The organism is Pedobacter polysacchareus (genome assembly GCF_019802255.1).
Taxonomy (GTDB): Bacteria; Bacteroidota; Bacteroidia; order Sphingobacteriales; family Sphingobacteriaceae; genus Pedobacter; species Pedobacter polysacchareus.
Genome location: NZ_JAHYSS010000004.1, coordinates 258945 through 279840, shown reverse-complemented (window position 1 = coordinate 279840; position 20896 = coordinate 258945). Strand labels below are relative to the sequence as shown.

At 42.8% G+C, this 20896-nt stretch carries 16 protein-coding genes; 6 read left to right on the top strand and 10 right to left on the bottom strand.

What is annotated here, in order from left to right; genetic code table 11:
• Positions 1-2 precede the first annotated feature (2 nt).
• Together K7X70_RS12365 and uvrC are read left to right on the top strand one after the other, a co-directional pair.
• Entirely contained in the window at positions 3-2225 is a 2223-nt protein-coding gene (locus K7X70_RS12365; protein ID WP_222537390.1) for a transglycosylase domain-containing protein, read from the top strand.
• 23 nt (positions 2226-2248) lie between these two features.
• Positions 2249-4057 carry an excinuclease ABC subunit UvrC gene (gene uvrC, locus K7X70_RS12360; RefSeq protein WP_222537389.1) on the top strand — a complete coding sequence of 603 codons (1809 nt, stop codon included), beginning with the start codon at positions 2249-2251 and terminating at the stop codon, positions 4055-4057.
• A gap of 113 nt (positions 4058-4170) precedes the next feature.
• Here uvrC and porN read toward each other — a convergent pair whose 3' ends face one another.
• The 7 genes from porN to K7X70_RS12325 all read right to left on the bottom strand — a co-directional run bounded on the left by porN (position 4171) and on the right by K7X70_RS12325 (position 11232).
• Positions 4171-5055, bottom strand: coding sequence for a type IX secretion system ring subunit PorN/GldN (porN, locus tag K7X70_RS12355; protein ID WP_222537388.1), 885 nt, complete (start codon positions 5053-5055; stop codon positions 4171-4173).
• A gap of 8 nt (positions 5056-5063) precedes the next feature.
• Positions 5064-6602, bottom strand: a complete 1539-nt coding sequence (gene porM, locus K7X70_RS12350; protein WP_222537387.1) for a type IX secretion system motor protein PorM/GldM — start codon at positions 6600-6602, stop codon at positions 5064-5066.
• Positions 6603-6647: 45 nt separating this feature from the next.
• Entirely contained in the window at positions 6648-7457 is an 810-nt protein-coding gene (gene porL, locus K7X70_RS12345; protein WP_222537386.1) for a type IX secretion system motor protein PorL/GldL, read from the bottom strand.
• A 34-nt stretch (positions 7458-7491) separates the two neighbouring features.
• Positions 7492-8853, bottom strand: coding sequence for a T9SS ring complex lipoprotein PorK/GldK (gene porK / locus K7X70_RS12340; protein ID WP_222537385.1), 1362 nt, complete (start codon positions 8851-8853; stop codon positions 7492-7494).
• A gap of 221 nt (positions 8854-9074) precedes the next feature.
• Entirely contained in the window at positions 9075-9845 is a 771-nt protein-coding gene (locus K7X70_RS12335; RefSeq protein ID WP_222537384.1) for a uroporphyrinogen-III synthase, read from the bottom strand.
• 17 nt (positions 9846-9862) lie between these two features.
• The gene (locus K7X70_RS12330; protein ID WP_222537383.1) at positions 9863-10846 is read right to left on the bottom strand and encodes a DUF4271 domain-containing protein; all 984 of its coding nucleotides are present in this window, start codon (positions 10844-10846) and stop codon (positions 9863-9865) included.
• Positions 10847-11079: 233 nt separating this feature from the next.
• Positions 11080-11232 carry a hypothetical protein gene (locus tag K7X70_RS12325; protein ID WP_222537771.1) on the bottom strand — a complete coding sequence of 51 codons (153 nt, stop codon included), beginning with the start codon at positions 11230-11232 and terminating at the stop codon, positions 11080-11082.
• On the opposite strand from K7X70_RS12325, the gene hemW reads away from it, so the two are divergent.
• The 3 genes from hemW to K7X70_RS12310 are packed head-to-tail and all read left to right on the top strand — an operon-like array spanning position 11170 to position 13498.
• Positions 11170-12312 (top strand): radical SAM family heme chaperone HemW, encoded by a 1143-nt coding sequence (hemW, locus tag K7X70_RS12320; protein WP_222537382.1) that lies wholly within the window; start codon positions 11170-11172, stop codon positions 12310-12312. The two genes, K7X70_RS12325 and hemW, sit on opposite strands and share 63 nt — an antisense overlap.
• Before the next feature lie 27 nt (positions 12313-12339).
• Positions 12340-13125, top strand: a complete 786-nt coding sequence (locus K7X70_RS12315; RefSeq protein WP_222537381.1) for an SDR family oxidoreductase — start codon at positions 12340-12342, stop codon at positions 13123-13125.
• 49 nt (positions 13126-13174) lie between these two features.
• Positions 13175-13498, top strand: coding sequence for a phage holin family protein (locus K7X70_RS12310; protein ID WP_222537380.1), 324 nt, complete (start codon positions 13175-13177; stop codon positions 13496-13498).
• Positions 13499-13661: 163 nt separating this feature from the next.
• Here the strand turns inward: K7X70_RS12310 and K7X70_RS12305 are convergent, their stop codons facing one another.
• Positions 13662-16823, bottom strand: coding sequence for a glycoside hydrolase family 2 TIM barrel-domain containing protein (locus tag K7X70_RS12305; protein ID WP_222537379.1), 3162 nt, complete (start codon positions 16821-16823; stop codon positions 13662-13664).
• Positions 16824-16990: 167 nt separating this feature from the next.
• Here K7X70_RS12305 and K7X70_RS12300 point away from each other — a divergent pair, with 167 nt between their 5' ends.
• Positions 16991-18301, top strand: coding sequence for a DUF3472 domain-containing protein (locus tag K7X70_RS12300; RefSeq protein ID WP_255607127.1), 1311 nt, complete (start codon positions 16991-16993; stop codon positions 18299-18301).
• A gap of 34 nt (positions 18302-18335) precedes the next feature.
• Here K7X70_RS12300 and K7X70_RS12295 read toward each other — a convergent pair whose 3' ends face one another.
• Both K7X70_RS12295 and K7X70_RS12290 read right to left on the bottom strand, forming a co-directional pair.
• On the bottom strand, positions 18336-19493 hold the full coding sequence (locus tag K7X70_RS12295; RefSeq protein ID WP_255607126.1) for a formylglycine-generating enzyme family protein: 1158 nt from the start codon (positions 19491-19493) through the stop codon (positions 18336-18338).
• A gap of 130 nt (positions 19494-19623) precedes the next feature.
• On the bottom strand, positions 19624-20889 hold the full coding sequence (locus K7X70_RS12290) for a DUF1501 domain-containing protein (protein ID WP_222537377.1): 1266 nt from the start codon (positions 20887-20889) through the stop codon (positions 19624-19626).
• Between the last annotated feature and the right edge of the window lie 7 nt (positions 20890-20896).

Genomic DNA, 20896 nt, shown 5'->3' with positions numbered 1-20896 from the left:
CAATGAACAAACCACTTTCGCAAGAAGACATCAGAAGGTATAATTTCAACATCTGGAAGCTCTTAATTGCAGGAATCGTTTTATTCGCTCTTTTTATCATCGCCGTTGGTTTTGGTTTGTTTGGTGAACTTCCTTCTTTCAGAGACATCGAACATCCAAAAAGCAATCAGGCCTCAGAAGTCATCACAGAAGATGGCAAAATTCTGGGCACTTACTTTGTACAAAACAGATCTAATGTCACCTACGACAAGATTTCTCCGAATGTCATCAATGCCTTAATTGCAACAGAAGACATTCGATTTAAAGAACACTCGGGAATCGACTTTAAACGTACATTCACCATTTTTCTTTATGCTATTATTGGCAAGAAACAAGGGGGAAGTACCATTACGCAGCAGCTGGCCCTGAACCTTTTTTCAGAAGAGGGAAGGCAAAAGAACTTTGCCAAGCGTATTCTGCAGAAATTCCAGGAATGGGTAATTGCGGTAAAATTAGAACGCAACTACACGAAAGAAGAAATCATCGTGATGTATTTAAATACCGTAGATTTCGGAAACCAGGCCTATGGAATTAAATCTGCGGCAAGGGTATATTTTAACACGACACCGGATAAATTAACCGTTAGTCAGGCGGCTACATTAATAGGCATCCTAAAGGGCATCACCAGATATTCTCCTACCCGTAATCCAGAACGCGCATTGGCCCGTAGAAATACCATTATGGGATTGATGGTGAAAGCGGATTTTCTAACCGAGCAGGATTATGAGAAACAAATAGAAAAACCGCTAGGACTGCGCTTCAGTGCAGCAACCGTAAATGATGGTATTGCTCCTTATTTCAGAGCAGTAGTGAAAAGTGACATCAAGAAAATCTTTCTGGAACGCTCGATCCTAAAATCAGACGGCACGCCGTACGACCTGGATAGAGATGGGCTAAAAATAACCACCACCATCAACTACGAGATGCAGGTGTATGCAGAAGAGGCGCAAAAAGAATACATGAAGATTCTGCAAGCCTCTTTCTACGACAGCTGGAAAGGCAAAAACCCTTTCAAAGGAAAAGAAATGCAGATTGAACAGGGTGTCAAAAGATCCGACAGGTACAAATCTTTACAGCTGGAAGGAAAAAGCGAAGCAGAAATTAAAGCGGATTTCAATACCCCTACCCGACTGAGCATCTTCACCTGGAAAGGAAATATTGATACGCTGATGAAGCCAATCGACTCTGTAAAATACTATAAATTGCTATTGAGAAATGCCATGATGGCGATGGATCCGCAATCCGGATATGTGAAAGCATGGGTTGGCGGGATCAATTATGAGCATTTTAAATATGATCAGGTAAAGATGGGAACCAGACAAGTGGGTTCCACCGCAAAACCTTTCACCTATGCGGTAGCGATTGAAAACGGATATTCTCCATGTTTCAGCGTATTGAATGAACCGGTAACCATTGAAACTCCGGGCAGCCCACCATGGACACCAAGATCTTCAGGAACCGTTCCTGGATACCTGACTTTACAAAAAGCACTGGCATTGTCGCAGAACTATATTGCGGCTTACCTGATGAAACAAGTAGGTCCGGTGGCCGTAGCTACTTTGGCTAAAAAAATGGGAATTACTTCTGATGTGCCTGCCTCTCCTTCTATTGCTTTAGGCTCTTTCGATGCTTCTGTGTATGATATGACGGGTGCTTACAGCGTATTTGCCAATAAAGGGGTATGGAAAAAACCAACATACATCTTAAAAATACAGGATAAAAATGGCGTTGTACTTTACAATGACACCCCGATTCCAGTGCCTGCACTGAATGAAGAAGTAGCTTATGTAATGACCAGAATGCTGCGTGGTGTCATTACCAACGGAACAGGATGGAGCTTAACTGGAAAATATGGCGTAAACGGACCTATCGGTGGAAAAACCGGTACGACAAATGCCAACTCAGATGGTTGGTTTATGGCCATTACACCACAGCTGACTGCGGGTGTATGGACAGGTTGTGAGGACCGTGCCTTCCACTTTATTAGTACCAAACAGGGTTCTGGTGCAGTGACTGCATTGCCGATTTATGCTGGTTTTATGAAACGTGTATATGCCAGTAAGACCTTGAATATAAGCAAAGCTGATTTTGAACCACCGAAAAATGGAACCACCATTACTTTCGACTGTAACCAATACCAGCAGCAGGAACAACCGACAGAACTTGACGAAAAGCTAGGTTTCTAGCTTTTCATTAAAAAGCGATTTTCATGAGTACTTTTGAGTATAAAAAAGTATTGGCCGACATTCCCCATAAACCTGGTGTATACCAGTATTGGGATGCGGAGGATACTTTAATATATATCGGCAAAGCCAAAGACCTGAGAAACCGGGTGGGTTCCTATTTTATTCAGGACAAGCAGCTCAATGGGAAAACCCGGGTGCTGGTCTCTAAAATCAGGAAAATCACCTTCACCATTGTAGATACCGAGATTGATGCCTGGCTGCTGGAAAACAGCCTGATCAAAAAGCACCAGCCGAGGTATAACATCATGCTGAAGGATGATAAAACCTATCCATGGATCATCATCAAGAAAGAACCTTTTCCAAGGGTATTCTGGACGCGGAATATGGTGAAAGATGGCTCCACCTATTTTGGCCCTTATGCCTCTGTAGGCATGATGCACACCATTCTGGACGTCATCAAGGAAACCTATAGCCTGCGAACCTGTAATTTACCCCTAACCGAGAAAAACATCCACGAGGGCAAGTTCAAAGTCTGCCTGGAATACCAGATCGGCAATTGTAAAGGGCCTTGTCAGGCTTACCAGGAAGCTGCAGATTACGATAGAAATATTGAAGAAATCAAAGACATTCTGAACGGAAAAATCGGCAATGTGATCAAAGAGGTCAAGCAGATTGTCAAAGAGGCAGCTGCAGACCTGAACTTTGAGCTGGCCCACCAATATCAGAAGAAACTGATGGTGCTCGAGAAATACCAGAGCAAATCTACTGTAGTGAGCAGTTCCATCACCAATATTGACGTGGTGAGCATTGCTTCCGATGAACGTTATGCCTTTGTGAATTACCTGAAAGTCATGAATGGCAGTATCATTCAAACCCAGACCATAGAGATCAAAAAGAAACTGGATGAAACTGATGAAGAGCTATTGACGCTCGCCATTACGGAATTCCGCACCAAGTTCAACAGTACCTCCAAAGAGATCGTGATTCCTTTTGAAATCGCATTAGAGGATAAAAATATCAAGTTTACCGTTCCCAAACTAGGGGAAAAGAAAAGCCTGCTGGAACTCTCTCAGAAAAACGTACTGTTTTTCAAAAAAGAGAAGCTGAACCAGTATGAAAAGCTGAACCCGGATTTGAGAACAGACCGCATTTTAACACAGCTGCAAAAAGATCTTGGATTGAGCGAATTGCCTAAACATATTGAATGTTTTGACAACTCCAACTTCCAGGGAGCCTATCCGGTGTCGGCAATTGTGGTATTTAAAGATGCAAAACCTTCGAAAAAAGACTACCGCCATTTCAACGTAAAAACCGTGGAAGGACCCAATGACTTTGCCACCATGGAAGAAGCAGTTTACAGGCGATATAAGCGCATGTTAGAAGAAGAGGGCACATTGCCTCAACTGATCATCATTGATGGTGGTAAAGGCCAGCTATCCTCTGCTGTGAGCAGCTTGAAAAAGCTGGGTATAGAACATAAGGTCGCAATCGTCGGTATTGCCAAGAGACTGGAAGAATTGTTCTTTCCTAATGATCCTTATCCTTTGTACCTGGACAAGAAATCGGAAAGCCTTAAACTGATCCAGCAGCTCCGCGATGAAGCGCATAGGTTTGGCATTACCTTCCACCGGAAGAAACGCGATCAGGGCACGCTTAAGACTGAACTGGAAGCAATAGAAGGAATTGGAAAGACGACTGCCGACAAGCTCCTGCGTCACTTTAAATCGGTTAAAAAGATCAGGGAGGCAGACCTGACGGAATTGCAGAAAGTACTGAATAAAGCACAGGTAATGGCTTTAACCAATTATTTCAAGAAACCTGCCGGCTCTTAAACTAATTTGAATCCGCTCCGATCAAAGGGGAATTCTAACAATATTGCAGTAAAAGGCATAAAAAAACCCGGTCTTATGATAAAGACCGGGTTTTATGTTTTAAACGAGGGGGATTAATATTCCCAAAGACTCTGTTCAAAGTCTGCAATGGATTTCTTAATCTTCTCCGATTCGTATAATTTTCTTGGATCCTTGGCATCTGTCAAACCCAGCATGTCCACAATCGTTTTATTTCCAGGGTTCGTTTCTTTCACTATATAACTAGAAAATAAACGTCTGACAAAGAAATCATCGAAAGTCAGTACGGAGGCATCATTCCCAGGATTCATTAATTTTTTCTTACTCAGCAGTTCCCTTGCATCATCGTAATAGATCCAGAAAACCGGCTGCCAGTGTCCTTCTACCATTTTCATCGGGGCTATCCCTACAATTCTAGGTTCAAAAACTGAACGCTTCGTATCTAAAATCCAATCCTCTTTAATCCTGTATTTCAGAAATTCATCAGGTCTGAATCTTTTCAAAGTTGGTGCTGCGATTTTTCCGGTTGTTGCATCAGGTGTACCTTCTGTTACACCGCGCATATTTTGCAGGGCTTCCTGTGTGGTTAATGCAATTTTGAAAGAATCATTGTCTTCCAGCAATTTCCCGGCAGTCGTATCTTTCGGAGAATAAGCTGTCAATTCTTCATTGGTGACCGCTTCTAACAGCACATCGATCAATCTTGCATTTTCTGCTTTCAATACCGAGTTAATGGTATCTCTTAAATCGATCTCGCGCCAAATTCTTTTAGAATAAAACACATCCTCTTCTCTTACATCGGCGAAAGGAACCATCACGGCACTATCCACGTCTTTTCTTGCGGAAAAGCCATCTTTAGGCGGTGTTTTGATCTTCGCTTTCTTTACTGTAGCCTTCGAAGTATCAGGGCTTTTTACCACCTGTGCTGATACCGTCAGTCCGAATAACAATAATGCCGAAATACTTACAATGTTTTTCATAATCAATCCTATTTTGCACTAAATGTGATGCCATCCAACACGCGCTGACGGCCGTCCGGACCTTCACACACAATGTCTTTGAACACTACTATAGCTCCAGGTTTAATGGAATTTAAAGCTCCTTTTACCTGACCACTAAATCCTGCACCACTATTTTGTATCGTTACCGCATCAGATCTAGGGTTGATAAATGTAGCCGCAAATCTGATTACTTTATATTTTACATCGAAAACGAAATCATCCAGCTGTGTATCCAATAGGCCGGCATTTTCCAGCCACTCCAGGTCTACACTTCCACCAGATTTTCCTTTTACTAAAGCTTTAGGCGTTGGCAATGCTTTCACGCGGAATTTCTGAGAGCCCAGGTTTAAAGTTTTACCACCGGTGCTTGCTGAAACGTTGATGTTCAATTCTTTTCCTACCTGGGCACCGCTTACATTCACAGTAAATTTGCCACTGCCGCCAGAGATCGTACCACCGTCCATGCTCGCTTTCACACTTTCCAATGGAAAGCCTGCTGCAGAAACAGAGAATGGATTCGGGATTCCTGCATAAATTACGTTCATTTTATCAGGAGATACCGTTGCAGAAGGCTTTGCTACCTGATAAGATTGCTCAGGAGTTCTGTATTCTACTACTTTACCATCTGTTTGTTTGACGCGGATTGTACCTGACCATTTGAACACACCCACACTACCAGTATTGCCGGTATAAGTTCCTTTACCGTCTTTTACAGACAATGGGCTGGAGTTTACGGAGATTTCAGGCATAGATCTGGAATCGCTCGCCGTTAAAAACACTTGTGCGGTATAAGGCTGTCCCTGGATCACGTATGAACTTGGCGCTACTGCAACCGCGTCGAACTGATCTAAATTGACCAATGCCTTATCCATGTCTCCGAATAATTTCTTCACTACTTCCGCTTCGGCGTTTTTCACATCCGACTGTATTTTAGTCAGGATGGTGTTGGCTGCTGTTAATGGCGTTCCCTCACCGAAATTAATATCGGCCCAGTTTTTCTTTCCATTGATGGCTTTCTCTGCATTTTTAGCTTCCAATGAGAACGTCACATGTGCACGGTCTTTCTCTGGTAATAAAGAGATTAACTTTTCGCGGGTTTCGTTGATTTTCTTTTGTAGTTCATCCCCTTTTTTCTGATTGATCATGATGCCCTGAGCGATGTCCAGATTGGAACGCTCTGTTAAATCACCAGTTTCCGGGTCAATTCCTTTACCTTCTACTACAAACTGATCTTTCAATTTCTGAATATAATCGTTCAGTTCGTTGGCATAAGTTTTTGCTTTATTGGCATTCTCCCAGATGGGCTGTGCCCTTGCAGGCTCTTCTTTAAGTTTTGTATTTTGAAATGCTGCGAACAATTGGTCGATGCTGCTGCTGACGTTATTTTTTGACGTCTGCAAACTGTCGTTGATGTTCTTAAAAGCATTCAATATCGTATCTGATACGTTCAAGGCAAGCATAGCTAACAATACCAAATACATGATATTGATCATCTTCTGCCTCGTTGTTTGTTTTCCTCCGGCCATTCTTAATTCAGTCTGATGATGAAATGATCACTAATTAAATACGGATTAAACACGTGGCTGATTCATTGCCGATAACATGTTGCCATAGATTGCATTTAAAGAACCCAGGTTCTTAGCCAGTTTCCCAACTTCGTCCTTAAATTGTTTAGAATCTTCCATAGAACCACTAAAGTTATCCATCGTCAAAGCGATGTTCTGATAGAATTTGTTCATTGATTTCAGGTGGGCACTGGAATCCTGCAATTCCAATTCATAAACTGCGTTCAGAGAAGCCAGGTTTTTAGCCAGCGCATTCACTTGTTCGTGGTAGGATTTAGAAGCACCGGCACTTTCGCCGATTTCCACCAATTGAGTTGTTGCTTTAGAGAAAGCGCCATTCAGGGTGTCAAAGCTCGCTGAAGCAGTTTTAATTTTTCCAGCAAATTCTGTGGTTGCAGCAGAAGCATCAGCTACATTAGAGATTGCCGCAACTTTATCACCGAACGTGCGCAGGCCATTGCCCAGGCTTTCGATCAGTTCAGGACCAACTTTTGCATCTGACAGCATTTTATCCAATGCTGCGGTAGAAGAAAAGGCCGCTGGCTGTGCTGTTACTCTAGATGAGGCTTTCGGCAATTCACCATCATAATCATCTCTTAATTCAGGGTACACTCTTTCCCATGCTGGTTCTGGTTCTGGCTGGATGAATCCGGTCAAAGCAAATAAGATCGCTTCTACTCCTAATCCGATTCCGATCATGTAGTTACCCCATACGCCTCCAAGGTGAAGAATTTTAAAAAGCGCGCCAAGAATAACCACGCTGGCACCTAGCGATATAGCCAGATGCATTTTATCGAATTTACGTTTTGCTACCATTTGTTTAGGATGAATTGGTATATGATTAAGATTGTTAATTTTTATTTCTGATATCTGATCCCGGATAGGCGGAAATACACCTGAATCCGATATAAGATCTCGCTTGATCCTGATATTCATAAGTACCTACGGAGTTCTGAAGGAAAAATCCGATGTCTTTCCAGGAGCCTCCTCTTACCACTTTGCGTTTCAGGTATTTGCTGTCTGTAGCTTTTGCAACGTAAGTAAAGTTCGGGTTAAAATCTAGCAGTAAAGGAGCTGCCGATTGATTATAGGCGGTAACGGTCCATTCGGCAACGTTTCCAGCCATATTGTACAAGCCATAATCGTTCGGGAAATAAGACTTCACGTTTACGGTATATAAACCGCCGTCATCTGAATAATTTCCTCGTCCAACTTTAAAGTTAGCCTGCATACATCCTTTGGTATTGCGGATATAAGGGCCGCCCCAAGGGTATTTTGTTTTCACATTGCCACCTCTTGCTGCATATTCAAATTGTGCATCACTGGGCAATTGGTATTCTGGTCTTGAATTCAGCGGTTGTTTTCTAGCAACAGCCACAGACTCATAGAAACGGGTACGCCATACACAAAATGCAGTGGCCTGTTCCCAGCTCACCCCTACTACCGGATAATCATCATAAGAAGGGTGGTTAAAATAAGTTTTCACCATTGGATCATTCTGAGAATAAGAATAATCTACTTTCCAAACCAGGGTATCAGGATATACATTTACGGAAGGAAACTGGTTTGATTTATCAGGATCAGGAAGATCGGTATAAGTAACAATGAAATCCTGTCTTTTTTTAGTTGGGTCTTTACGGCCTTCGGCTTCCAGATCGGTGCTTTTATAGCTGTAAGCGTATCTCAGTTTTCTCACATCAATTTCGGTTCTGCCAGGTAAAGCATCCGCGCCGCTATAATACATATCGGTTAATCTGGCGCCAAAACCACCATTTTTACGGCTCCACAACAGAGAGCCATTACCCACTTTTTTCCAGTCGATGTAACGCTCAGAGGCAGAAGTCGGGCCGGCATTTGCAGGAACAGGTTTATAAAAATTAGCGGCAACAGTTGGGCCCAGTGTAGTCACCGCCACAGAATCCCTTACCCAGTTCACAAACTGTCGGTATTCTGCATTGGAAATCTCTGTCTGGTCCATAAAGAACGCGCTAAAAGAAGTCATACGACTCGGAGAGGTCTGAGAGTTGTTAATGTCTTCGTCAGACATCCCAATCAAGGTCCTTCCTGGTGGTACGTATACCATACCCAAAGGCACTCGGTTGTTTTTAAACTTCTTATTGTATACCCCGACTAACTCCCCCTGACCGCCTTTTCCGCAGCTGGATAGAAGTATTGTGGCTATAAATCCCAAAAAGTAGATGTTTCTCCTCATATATTCCCGCAATTTTATAGCAATTTTATATATTAAGATTCACATTAACAACTATTAAGCCATAAAAATACGAGGAAAGATAATAATGAACAGAGAATTCCGTTCACTCGGACACAGCAATTAGCTGTCAGAAAGTACTTTCTACTTGAAATTAAATAGTAGTAACCCTCAAAAAAAAGTTAGCCTAAATTGCGCTAGAGCGTGCAATTTAGGCCGTATGACTATTTATTAGACTTTTTGATGTAATTTTCGATGGCCATAATCATAGATGGCGCTTCTGGTGAGGGTGCTGCAATATCAACGATTAAACCGGCATCACTGATGGCTTTAGAAGTGTTTAAACCGAATGCTGCAAAGCGGGTATTGTTCTGTTTATAATCCGGGAAATTGGTAAATAAAGATTGAATACTAGACGGACTAAAGAATCCGATCACGTCATAAAATACTTCAGCAAGATCCGAAAGATCAGAGACCACGGTTCTGAACAATACGGCCGGCGTAAAGTCATAACCATTCTTCTGTAAGAAGTTCATGGTATCTTCAGTAGCCATATCAGAACATGGATACAGGAATTTATCATTCGAGTGTTTCTTCAATACTTCCGCTAAATCCGCTGCAGTTTGCTTACCGAAGAAGATTTTACGCTTTCTGTACTGAATATATTTCTGGAGGTATAAGGCGGTAGATTCTGAAATACAGAAATATTTCAAGTCAGCAGGCACATCGTATCTCATCTCTTCACAAATTCTGAAAAAATGATCAACAGCATTTCTGCTGGTAAACACTACTGCAGTAAAATCACTCAGGGTGATTTTGTCTTTTCTGAAATCTCTGGCTGGAATACCTTCAACATGAATGAATGATCTAAAATCAATTTTCAGGTTGTACTTCTTTGCCAAATCAAAATAAGGAGACTTCTCTGTTTCCGGTTTTGGTAAGGTGATCAGTATACTTTTCACTTTACGTAACCTATCTTCTGTCTTTTCTTGCATTTTACCTAATTACCGCTTTAAAATCCTATTGCCTTGATTAATATTAATATAGGGCAAATTTCGAGGGCACAAAAATACAAAAACAAATACACTTTAGAAAATCTATAGTGAGATAAAATATTTATCCCTGCCCTAATAAACTGAAAAATAAAGATAATTGCCAGAAGTACAAAAGAAGCTACCACGTAGTAAGCTCCATACCTTAAAGGAGATAAGGCAAACGCAATTACCAGGGGAATGAAAACTAAAGAAAGATTAAAGTAACTTAAATATAATATGGAAACGTATTCATTTACGGCTTTTTGCACCTCAAAAAGATAACCTAAAAGACGTAAAATGAGAATTTTTAGGACATATAAAACGATAATCAGGATAGAAATACTAGCATAAAACTGAAAACCGCTGCTTACAAAAGCGAGGTGATAATATTGTGAAACAAGGTAAAAAAACATGCCTAAAGTAAATCCGAACTGTACAAACAGAAGGAGAAAAGGCCATGAAGTAAACAAATTATCTTCCCTATTCAGGTTGTTGAGTACCCGATTACTAAAGAAAGACTGGACAATACTTTGCAATTGTTTGGAGAAAGAAATTTTTAACGCGGCGAATATGGCGAGTAAAATTACGATGACTGCAAGTACCCAGCGCTCTCCTTTGGGTAATGGTTTGCCGGTTCGAAAGGCGGAAACCTGCTTCGCATTTCCGATTTCCTGGTAACGGTGGAGCAGGTCGGTATGGCCGGTCGTATTTGCTTTCACAATACTGTCGATGATGATGTTTTTATCGATCAGGGAATCGGGCAGTAACCAGGTATGGGTCATGATCGAATCGGTCACAAATTTTTGCCTGGCCAGGTAAGCCGCATCCTTTACCATCCTCCTTGGATAGGCTGTTCTGACCTGCAGCGTATCCGCAGCAATATCAGCTGTCTGAGCATAACCATTGGAAAAGCCAGCCACACAAAAAAAGAACAGCAGCAGAAGGATGCGATTTAAATTCATTGCCGCAAATTTAACTTAAATATGTATTAGTTTTCCAACGGTTTTCAGATCCTGCCAGAGGGACAAAAATTTCAGCTTTCCTCAGGGAATAAATGTCCTTAAAAATGCCCGCAGCATTTTTATTTTATTTTGGTGGTACTGGTCGGATAGTGTTCGGAAAGAGAAGTGCATTAGCAACCCCCTCCAGACCTCTTAGGAAAGCAGGTCTATTCCCCAGCACTATGCGGATCCTTTCAGGGTCTTTTCAGCTCAGAAATCGGGCCATCCCCAATTTCATCTGACTGGAAAAAGGATATCTTCTTTTTATACCTTACTTTTGTCGGATGTCCGGTATTTACATCCATATTCCATTTTGCAAAAAGGCCTGTACTTATTGCGACTTCCATTTCAGCACCTCTTTAAAATACGTTGATGAGATGACTGATGCGATTTGCACAGAGATCATCAAGAAAAAAGATCGGGTTGCTGAGCACCAGATTGGCAGTATTTACTTTGGCGGAGGCACACCTTCGGTACTCCCTTCCGCAGCATTTGAAAAGATTTTCAATACCCTGACCAAGCATTTTTCCATTGCTTCGGATGCGGAGATTACTATTGAAGCCAATCCTGATGATCTGGATGCTAAAAAAATCAAAGAACTGAGACAATTGCCAGTCAACCGTTTCAGTATTGGCATCCAATCTTTCTTTGAAGAAGACCTGATCTGGATGAACCGGGCGCACAATGCACAAGAAGCGGAAGATTGTATCAAAAGGAGTCAGGATGCCGGATTTGAGAATTTAAGCATCGATTTGATTTACGGGTATCCGCTATTGACCGACCAAAAATGGCTGAGTAACATCAATAAAGCGATCGAATTTCAAACGCCGCATATTTCTGCTTATTCCTTAACCGTAGAACCTCGGACCGCATTGGCCAGTGCCATCAAACGAGGCAAACAAACTCCGGTAAATGAGGAACAGAGCGCTGAGCAGTTCATCACCTTGATAGATAAACTTAAAGAAGGCGGTTTTGAGCATTATGAAATTTCGAATTTCAGCAAGCCTGGTCAGTATGCGGTTCACAACACCAATTACTGGCGCGGCATTCCATATATGGGCATCGGCCCTTCTGCGCATGGCTTTGATGGCCATACGCGTTACCTGAATGTGGCCAATAATGCGGCTTATTTAAGTGACATCAGAGAAGGTCGTTTGCCGGAAACAATCGAGACCCTAGACTTGTACGACCGATTTAATGAGTACATCATGACTTCCTTGCGCACCATGTGGGGCACTAGTCTGGACAAAATAAACGCCGATTTCGGCAAGGCATTCCTTACGGATACCCTTAAAAGCATCAAACCATTTATCGAGCGACAATGGCTGATCCATGAAAACAACCATTTAACTTTAACCTTAGATGGAAAATTATTTGCAGATCATATTGCTTCTGAATTGTTTTTAATTCCGGAGGATCACCGTTAACATTAGAGATTAAACGTCATAACAGAAATGAAAGATAAAGTGATATGGATCACCGGAGCCTCATCCGGCATAGGAGAAGCATTGGTTTATGCGTATAGCCAGCTGGGCGCTAAATTGATCATTTCTTCCCGCAACCGGGATGAGTTGTTCCGCGTAAAAAGTGGCTGTCAAAATAAAATCAATGTCCATGTATTGTCGCTGGACCTGGAAAACACTGCTGCTCTGCCAGAAAAAGCAACAGAAGCCATCCGCATTTTCGGAAAAATTGATCTGTTGATCAATAGTGGCGGAATTAGTCAGCGGGGATTGGCTTTAGCAACCGACCTGGCTGTAGAACAGCGCCTGATGAATGTCAACTTCTGGGGTACAGTAGCGCTGAGCAAAGCCGTATTACCCGTGATGCTTGCAAATGGCGGGGGTCATATCGTTTGTATCAGCAGTTTAGTGGGCAAATTCGGCACGCCGCTTCGCTCTGCGTATTCCGCCTCAAAACACGCTTTACACGGTTATTTCGACTCTTTAAGAGCGGAATTACACGATCAGGGGATTCACATTACCCTGGTATGCCCTGGTTTCATCAAGACCAATGTGACGCTAAACGCCTTAACCGCTTCTGGAACTCCTCAGGGAACAATGGACGAGGCACAGGCCGCAGGAATGCTGCCGGAAACCTGCGCCCAGCTAATTGTAAAGGCAGTTCAACAGCAAAAGGAAGAAGTGTATATCGGAGGAAAAGAGGTCAAAGGAGTTTGGCTGAAGCGATTCTTCCCCCTAAAATTCTCTAAATATATCAGAACAGCTAAAGTGACCTAATCAATTTTTGGATTGATTTTTGACCCGTTGAGCATTCAAATCTAAAGCTATGAATTTCATCATTACTCTCTTAGTCAATGCCGGTATTTTACTGGGGATGACTTACGTTCTCCCTAGCGTAAGAATTAAAAATTATGGAACTGCAATCGTTGTTGCCTTAGTGATTGGCTTACTCAATGCAACTTTAGGCTGGTTGTTAAGGGTTCCACTGAATGTGGTTACTTTAGGATTCTTATCTTTCTTCGTTCATTTAATCGTCACAGCAGTGATGATCAAATTAGCAGACAAGCTGTTTGATGATTTCGAAGTTGCTGGATTTTTACCTGCAGTAATCATCGCTTTAGTGATGGCTGTGGTTGGCATAATGCTCTAAAACCAGCTTTAGGAAAAGGTACTCCTCTCCCTCAGGCGCAAACGTTTGCGCAAATATTTTTTAATGGGCTAGAAAACATTCGGTTATAAAACAAAGCCGCATAAAAAAGCGACCTTTCGAATACCCATACGAAAGGCCGCTTTTTAATTATTGTCAGCTGTGCTTACTTCATTGGTTTGATCCAATAAGAGTATTCATGTGCTGCAAAAGGAACTCTGTATTCCTTTAAGGGCATAGATCCCCAGCTGTCAATTCCTTGTAAACCACTCTGAATCAAGTCGAGGTGCATATAAATGCGGTCTCTCTTCACCAATTCACCAGAATGGTATTGTTTCTTATTCACTTCAGGATCCAAATCATCCAGGCTATAAGGCAGTGCAGAGAAATTCAACAGGCTATCGGCCATACCGAAGCTCAATCCATTTCCTTTTTTATCTGTGAAATTCACCCAGCGCACTTCCGTTTTATTCCCGCTTTCCTGAGGACGTGCATAAGGGAAGTATTGCTCATCTAATGTTTGGTTGTATAAGCCTACAAAAGAAGCTGTTTTACGATCTGAATAGTTTTCACCCGGACCACGACCATAATAACTGATCTTGTTTAATCCGCCGTTTAACTGCAGATCATTACCGATGCGCTGCATTAAAGCATATTTACCTTTATTAGCAGTAAAGCGGTTGTTCACTTTTAGGATGCCGTCAGGTCTGATGGTTATCGTTTGTTCAACGGTTGCATCACCATTCACTACGTCTTTCTTAAATACCACAGTAACTTCTCCTGAAGGGGCGGTCGTTACCTCTGCAGTACTTACTTTTCCTTCTGCATAGGCAGTTCTCCATTTTCTAAGGCTGCTATTAAAACCAGCACCGATGTCGTTGTCGGTTGGTGCGCGCCAGAAACCTGGCTGAGGGCCTTCCGCTAACAATTGTACACCTTTTACCGTGTAACCAGTCATTAATCCTTTGTCAAGGTCTAGCGTTACGGTAAAGTCTTTTCCTTTAACCAGTGTTTTTCCCGCTGCCTTTTCTACGGTTAATTTGCCTGCAGCTGCGGCAGCTGGCTGCGACAATGCCGGCGTACCATTCCATGCAAACTGTTCTGTTGCAATCGTATAATTTAATGGAAGGAAAGGTTCCGCTGTTTTTAAGTCGTAGTATACATTCAGGAAGTACTCCGATCCTGTTTTAGCTTTCGTCTTAATCGGCAGGCTCAGTTCTTTCTCTGTTCTTGGATCGATGCTAAGCACGTTCTGACTTCCTTTTTCAACGATTTTGCCATTCTCTAACAGCTCCCAGTTTAACTTCACATTCTCCAGTCCTTTGAAGAAATAAGAGTTGTTTACAGTGATGCTGTTGTTGCCATTGTATTTGGTTTTGATGTATTGGTACACCTTCTTCACCTCTACCGCCATTGGGGTCATGCCGCGATGATTGGTCACCACACCTTTAACACTAAAGTTGTTGTCGCTAAAGTTTTCATTTACCGGACCGCTTAAAGGGAAATCACCACCATAAGCATTGATGCGTTTTCCATTTTTAACGGTATCAATAGCCTGGTCGATCCATTCCCAGATGTATCCACCTTGTAGGTTCGGCTGGCTTTCAATTACATCCCAATATTCTTTGAAGTTACCAAGGCTGTTTCCCATGATGTGTGCAAATTCGCTCATGATCAAAGCACGGTCTGGCTTGCTGTTCGCATATTGTTTCAACCAGTTTGGATCTGGATATTGAGGCACAATCATGTCTGTATTGAAATCTTCTTCTGCACGTTCGTATTGTACCGGGCGACCGTCATTTGCTTTCAGCCAGTCGTAGCCTTCATAGAAGTTTCTTCCGTTACCGGCTTCGTTTCCTAATGACCAGGTGATCACCGACGAATGGTTTTTATCGCGCTCGTACATTCTTTTGATACGCTCCAAATGCGGCATTCTCCATTCTTTATCATTTCCAAGCGTATAAGCAAGGTCATAATAACGACCATGAGATTCAATATTGGCCTCATCAATTACATACAATCCGTATTCATCGCAAAGCTCCATCCAATAAGGATCTGGTGGATAATGAGAGTGTCTTACTGAGTTCACATTCAGTTTTTTCATCATTTCCATATCCTTCAGCATGTCTGCTTTAGTTAGGGTATGACCTTGTGTGGCATTGTGCTCATGACGGTTTACCCCTTTAAAGAACACTCTTTTTCCATTCACCAGCAAGTTGTTGTTGACTAGTTCTACTGTACGGAAACCGATTCTCTGCGGAATCACTTCCAGCACCTCTCCCTTTTTATTTTTCAGGGTGATGAATAAGGTATACAGGTTTGGCGTTTCAGCAGTCCATGCGGCAACATTTGGAATTTCCGTTTGCAGCTTCACATTGGCTTTATAGTTTCCAATTACCTTGTTTATCCCTTTTGTTTCATCCGTATACACGGTTTTACCTTTTGGATCTACCAGTTCTAAAGCTACAGAAAAGGTATCAGGAGTGCTGTGCAGCGTTCCTCTTTCGATTTTGTAGTTGTTGATTTCGGCATCAAAAGACAGCAATCCGTTTTTGAAGGTTTTATCTAAAGTAGCGATGGTTTTAAAATCCCTGACATCTACTTTTGGTGTAGAATACAGGTACACCTCACGCTCGATTCCGGAGATTCTCCACATGTCCTGGCATTCCAGGTAACTGCCATCACTCCAGCGGTAGACTTGCAGCGCCACCAAATTCTCTCCTTTTTTCAGGTATTTAGTGATGTCAAATTCCGCAGCAAGTTTACTGTCTTCGCTATATCCCACTTTTTTCCCATTCACCCAGATGTAAAACGCTGATTTCACCGCACCGAGGTGGATAAAAGTCTGACGGCCATCCCAGTGCTCTGGAAGCGTGAATTTCTTTCTGTAGGAACCCACCGGATTATTATCTTCAGGAATGTCGAACGGCGGGTTTAAGCGCTCCCCCATCACCTTTCGGCCAGTAAATTCGTAAGGATGATTTACATAAATCGGCAAGCCATAACCATTGGTTTCCCAGTTTGCAGGCACCTTAAAATTATCCCATTTAGTATCGTCGAAAGTAGTTTTAAAGAACTCTTGCGGACGCTGACGCGGGTCTTGAACCCAGTTAAATTTCCATTGTCCGTTTAGCGTCAGGAAGTAATTAGACTTCTCCTTTTCACGCTTTGCCGCCAATGCTTTGCTTTCATAAGCAAATGCCGAAGCACGCATAGGCATCCTGTTTACAGCAACCACTTCCGGAGTTTGCAGCTCCGTTGGCAATTGCTGGCTCATTACTGCCGAAGAGGCCAATAATAAGGATAGTGTGGTAAAAATTGTTCTCATTTATGTGTTTAGATTGTAATGCTAAGACTAACGTAACTATATTTTAGTGAATAAGGCCTTAAATGGGCAACGCAAACGTTTGACTGGTTTTTGATCCTTTTTTTAATTCGGCTTTGCCTAATTTTATATTTCGAACCACACACAAAACAATCAACACACCAATGAACATGAAGAAATTTACCTTTTTCCTTCTTGCTTTTCAGCTGCTGATTCTTCCGGCGACCTTTGCCGGAAGCAGGGCTGAAATCGATCCTGAAAGTATCACCATCCCCCTTGGAGGCAATGGGTATGTAGAGAAAGGCGGCACTGCAAAAATCAAAAATGAAGGTTTGAGCAACTGGAGCAATGCGGCAGATGTGATTGCCATTTACTTTAGGACAGAAACTGCAGGATCGGCAGATTTATCACTTAAACTCCGTGTTCCTTCCGGAAACAGTAAAATCAGCCTTAGCGTAGCTGGAAAAACCTTTCAAAAAGAGCTGAGCAATACCGGCATTGAAATCATCCCCTTAGGTCAGGTAGAAATTAAAGCCCCGGGTTATGTTAAAGTTGAATTGAGAGGGATCAGTAAAACGGGATCGGTGTTTGCCGAAGTCTCAGACTTGCTAGTCGGTGGTTCTGCTTTAGCAAAAGGCGCAGTATACGTAAAAAACAATGAGGGTGCTTACTTTCATTGGGGCCGAAGAGGTCCTTCCGTACATTTAAACTACGAAATCCCTGCGGAAGCAAAAGGAAAAGTAGAGTGGTTCTATAATGAGATTATGGTTCCTAACGGAGAAGACAAACAAGGTACTTATTATATGGCCAATGGATTTGGCGGTGGTTATTTTGGGATGCAGGTGAACTCCCCTACCGAACGCAGGGTGCTCTTTTCTGTCTGGAGTCCATTTACTACGGATGATCCAAAATCTATTCCTGACAGCATGAAGATTGTGCTGTTGAAAAAAGGGAATACCACTAAAACCGGCGAGTTTGGGAATGAAGGTTCCGGCGGACAAAGCTATATGCTTTATCCATGGAAATCGGGCAAAAGCTATGCATTTTTAACGCATGCAAAGCCTAATCCAGCGAAAAACACGACTGTTTATACGGCTTACTTCAAAGATCTTGACAAGGGCGACTGGCAATTGGTAGCCAGTTTTGAGCGCCCACAATCCGCGGTTTACCTAAGCGGCATCTATTCTTTCCTGGAAAATTTCTCTCCGCCAACAGGCGATCAGTCCCGCAGAGGCGACTATAAAAACCAATGGGCCGTTGATGCGTCTGGAAAATGGTATGAGGTGACTAACGCGAAATTCACTGCAGATGCAACAGCAAGAATTAACTATAGAAAAGACTATACTGGTGGAACAGATCAAACTTCTTTCTACTTAAAAAATTGCGGCTTTTTTAATGACTTTACGCCCATTAATACGCCATTTCACAGGAAATCAACAGGGAAAACACACCCTGAAATAGATTTCAATAAGCTGCCTTAGGTAGGCAGCATTGATCAGGACTGGCTCAGGAATATCATTTGGCCACACACCGGAAACCGGTATTCTCCAGTCCTGTATCCATAGAAGACTTCATTTTGGAGGTTACTCTATATCCTTTGCAATAGGAGGAATGACACATAAATGAACCTCCCCTGATAATTTTCTTAGGAATCCCTGGTTCTGCGGCATCATAGCTGTCTTTTGGCCCCTGTGGATTTACAGTTACTCCTTTTTGCTGCTGGTAATAGTCTTCACGATACCAGTCTGCTGTCCATTCCCAAACATTTCCCGCCATATCATATAAACCGTAGCCATTGGCAGCAAATGATTTCACTGGTGCTACATTTCCGTAACCATCTGTCTTTTTATCGGAATATGGGAATTCTCCCTGCCAGGTATTGGCCTTTACTTTTCCTGTGGCCAGGTCTTCATCTCCCCAAGGGTATTTTTTATCTTTCAGACCACCTCTCCCCGCGTATTCCCATTCTGCTTCTGTAGGCAATCTTTTTCCTGCCCATTTGGCATAGGCATTGGCATCAAACCAGGAAACCTGCGTTACCGGATAATTTTCTTTGCCTTTGATACTGCTTTTTGGTCCTTGAGGATGCTTCCAGCTGGCACCAGGTGTCCAGCTCCACCATTGTGAAACGTCATTGATGTCTACCCGGCCTTTTGGTGGGGAAAAGGTTAAAGATGCGGGCTGCAGCTGGTCTTCTGATGGTTTAGGCGTGCCCGGAGGCAATTGTTTTTTGATCTCTTCCCAATCCGGCTTTTGTTCCGCCTGAGTGATGTAGCCTGTTGCTTTCACAAATGCAGCAAACTGGGCATTGGTGACCTCCGTTTCATCGATCCAGAAGCCGTCCATTTTCACTTCATGCGCCGGATATTCATCCCTGCGGCCTTCTTTATCCGAAGCACCCATCCGAAATGATCCGGCAGGAATATATTTCATGCCTGCATGTGAATTCAGTCCGTTTTTTTTATCTTCAGAAAGTGTTTCTATCCCCGTTACAGCACCATATCGCTTGGGAAGATTGGAATTACAACAGGCAGAATCGCTCAGATTGGAACCAGACATCCCGGCATTTACCGTCGTATCTGCGGAATTAACAGCCGCACTTTTATCTTCACTTTTCTGGTTGCAGGCGACCATGGCCGACGCTAAAAACAAATACAAAAACTCTTTCTTCATAAAAAAATTGGGGTCATGCTCAGGTTGCGGGTAAAAGCCCGAAGATTAACGTCATAGGCGATCCTGAGCTCCGCTTAATGAAGGCAAAATAATGATAAAATATTAAATTCTTAGCTGATTCTGGCGATTATTAACGCATTACGCCAATTTTACTTCCTTCCCAATCCGGAAAGAGCAATTTATCGTTATGGAGGTTCAGATGTTTGTCGACCACCTCAGAAAACACACTTCTAAAATCGGTGGTTACGGCCAGATCTCTGCCATCTTCCAGATTTTCTATCGCCATTGGCTGCACATTTCCATGTACCAGGCCACCATTTACGCCATTGCCCAAAATGAAATTGCAGGAAGCGCGTCCATGGTCTGTTCCCCCGGTTCCATTTTGCTTCACGGTACGGCCAAATTCAGTCATGGTCATTACCGTTACATCATCTTGTAATGTTCCCATATCTGTCCAAAAAGCCATAATGCTATTGCTCAGGTCGTTCACATTTCTAGCGAAAATCCCCGTATCGGTACCTTGGTTAAAGTGGGTATCCCAGCCTCCGGATTCCGCAAAAGCAACTTCCATCCCTACATTCATCTTGATCAGCTGTGCAATTTGTTTCAGGGAATTTCCGAGTGCGGTGTTCGGGTAGACTGCATTATTGGCTGGTTTATAGTTTTTCGTATCCGTTTTCTGCAGCATTTTTATCGCTTCAAAACTCTCTTTTCCGGTATCTTTAAGCAGGTTTGAAGAGGTTTGATCGTATAAATCTTCAAAACTTTTGGCGGCCAGATTGGCCCCGTTCATATTTCCTCTCATCTGGATATTAAAATCCTGGAGATTGCTGATGGCCAAAGCCGGGTTTTCGCCATAAAAAGAACGCGGCAAAGAGGAGGTCAAGCTCACACCTTGAAAAGGCGTGGCACCATCATGCCCCAGTAGCCCCACAGCACGGTTGAGCCAACCACTATCTGTTCCTTTTTTAAATGGCGTGCCCGATTCCATGTAATCCTGTGCATCAAAATGAGACCTGGTATTGTTAGGTGATCCGATACCATGCACAATCCCCATCCGCTTGTCGCGAAATACGGACTCAAAAGCTGCCATGGAAGGATGAAGACCAAAACGCCCATCCAGGTCTATTAACGGCGTATTCTTTGCTGCTTTTGCAGCGCTCATGAATAGGTTTGGTCTTGCTTGCTGCAGGTACTGATCTGTAAATGGCGTTACGGCCATCAACCCATCCATCGCCCCGCGCTGGAAAATACAAACCATTATTTTCTTTCTGTTGAACAGGCCTGGTTCTTTAGTATGGGCTACTGCCTCCGCCAAAAAACCTGGAATCCCACCCAATCCGATGCCAAATAATGCCAGTCCACCACCTTTTATAAATCCTCTTCTTGAAGTCATGATTTCT

Coding starts and splice junctions, on each gene's coding strand:
- K7X70_RS12305 (WP_222537379.1), bottom strand. CDS start 16,823: ATGAGAACAATTTTTACCACACTATCCTTATTATTGGCCTCTTCGGCA.
- porK (WP_222537385.1), bottom strand. CDS start 8,853: ATGAGGAGAAACATCTACTTTTTGGGATTTATAGCCACAATACTTCTA.
- K7X70_RS12325 (WP_222537771.1), bottom strand. CDS start 11,232: ATGGAAGTCGCAATAAGTACAGGCCTTTTTGCAAAATGGAATATGGAT.
- K7X70_RS12300 (WP_255607127.1), top strand. CDS start 16,991: ATGAAGAAATTTACCTTTTTCCTTCTTGCTTTTCAGCTGCTGATTCTT.
- hemW (WP_222537382.1), top strand. CDS start 11,170: ATGTCCGGTATTTACATCCATATTCCATTTTGCAAAAAGGCCTGTACT.
- K7X70_RS12295 (WP_255607126.1), bottom strand. CDS start 19,493: ATGAAGAAAGAGTTTTTGTATTTGTTTTTAGCGTCGGCCATGGTCGCC.
- porN (WP_222537388.1), bottom strand. CDS start 5,055: ATGAAAAACATTGTAAGTATTTCGGCATTATTGTTATTCGGACTGACG.
- K7X70_RS12310 (WP_222537380.1), top strand. CDS start 13,175: ATGAATTTCATCATTACTCTCTTAGTCAATGCCGGTATTTTACTGGGG.
- K7X70_RS12330 (WP_222537383.1), bottom strand. CDS start 10,846: ATGAATTTAAATCGCATCCTTCTGCTGCTGTTCTTTTTTTGTGTGGCT.
- K7X70_RS12335 (WP_222537384.1), bottom strand. CDS start 9,845: ATGCAAGAAAAGACAGAAGATAGGTTACGTAAAGTGAAAAGTATACTG.
- K7X70_RS12290 (WP_222537377.1), bottom strand. CDS start 20,889: ATGACTTCAAGAAGAGGATTTATAAAAGGTGGTGGACTGGCATTATTT.
- K7X70_RS12365 (WP_222537390.1), top strand. CDS start 3: ATGAACAAACCACTTTCGCAAGAAGACATCAGAAGGTATAATTTCAAC.
- K7X70_RS12315 (WP_222537381.1), top strand. CDS start 12,340: ATGAAAGATAAAGTGATATGGATCACCGGAGCCTCATCCGGCATAGGA.
- porM (WP_222537387.1), bottom strand. CDS start 6,602: ATGGCCGGAGGAAAACAAACAACGAGGCAGAAGATGATCAATATCATG.
- uvrC (WP_222537389.1), top strand. CDS start 2,249: ATGAGTACTTTTGAGTATAAAAAAGTATTGGCCGACATTCCCCATAAA.
- porL (WP_222537386.1), bottom strand. CDS start 7,457: ATGGTAGCAAAACGTAAATTCGATAAAATGCATCTGGCTATATCGCTA.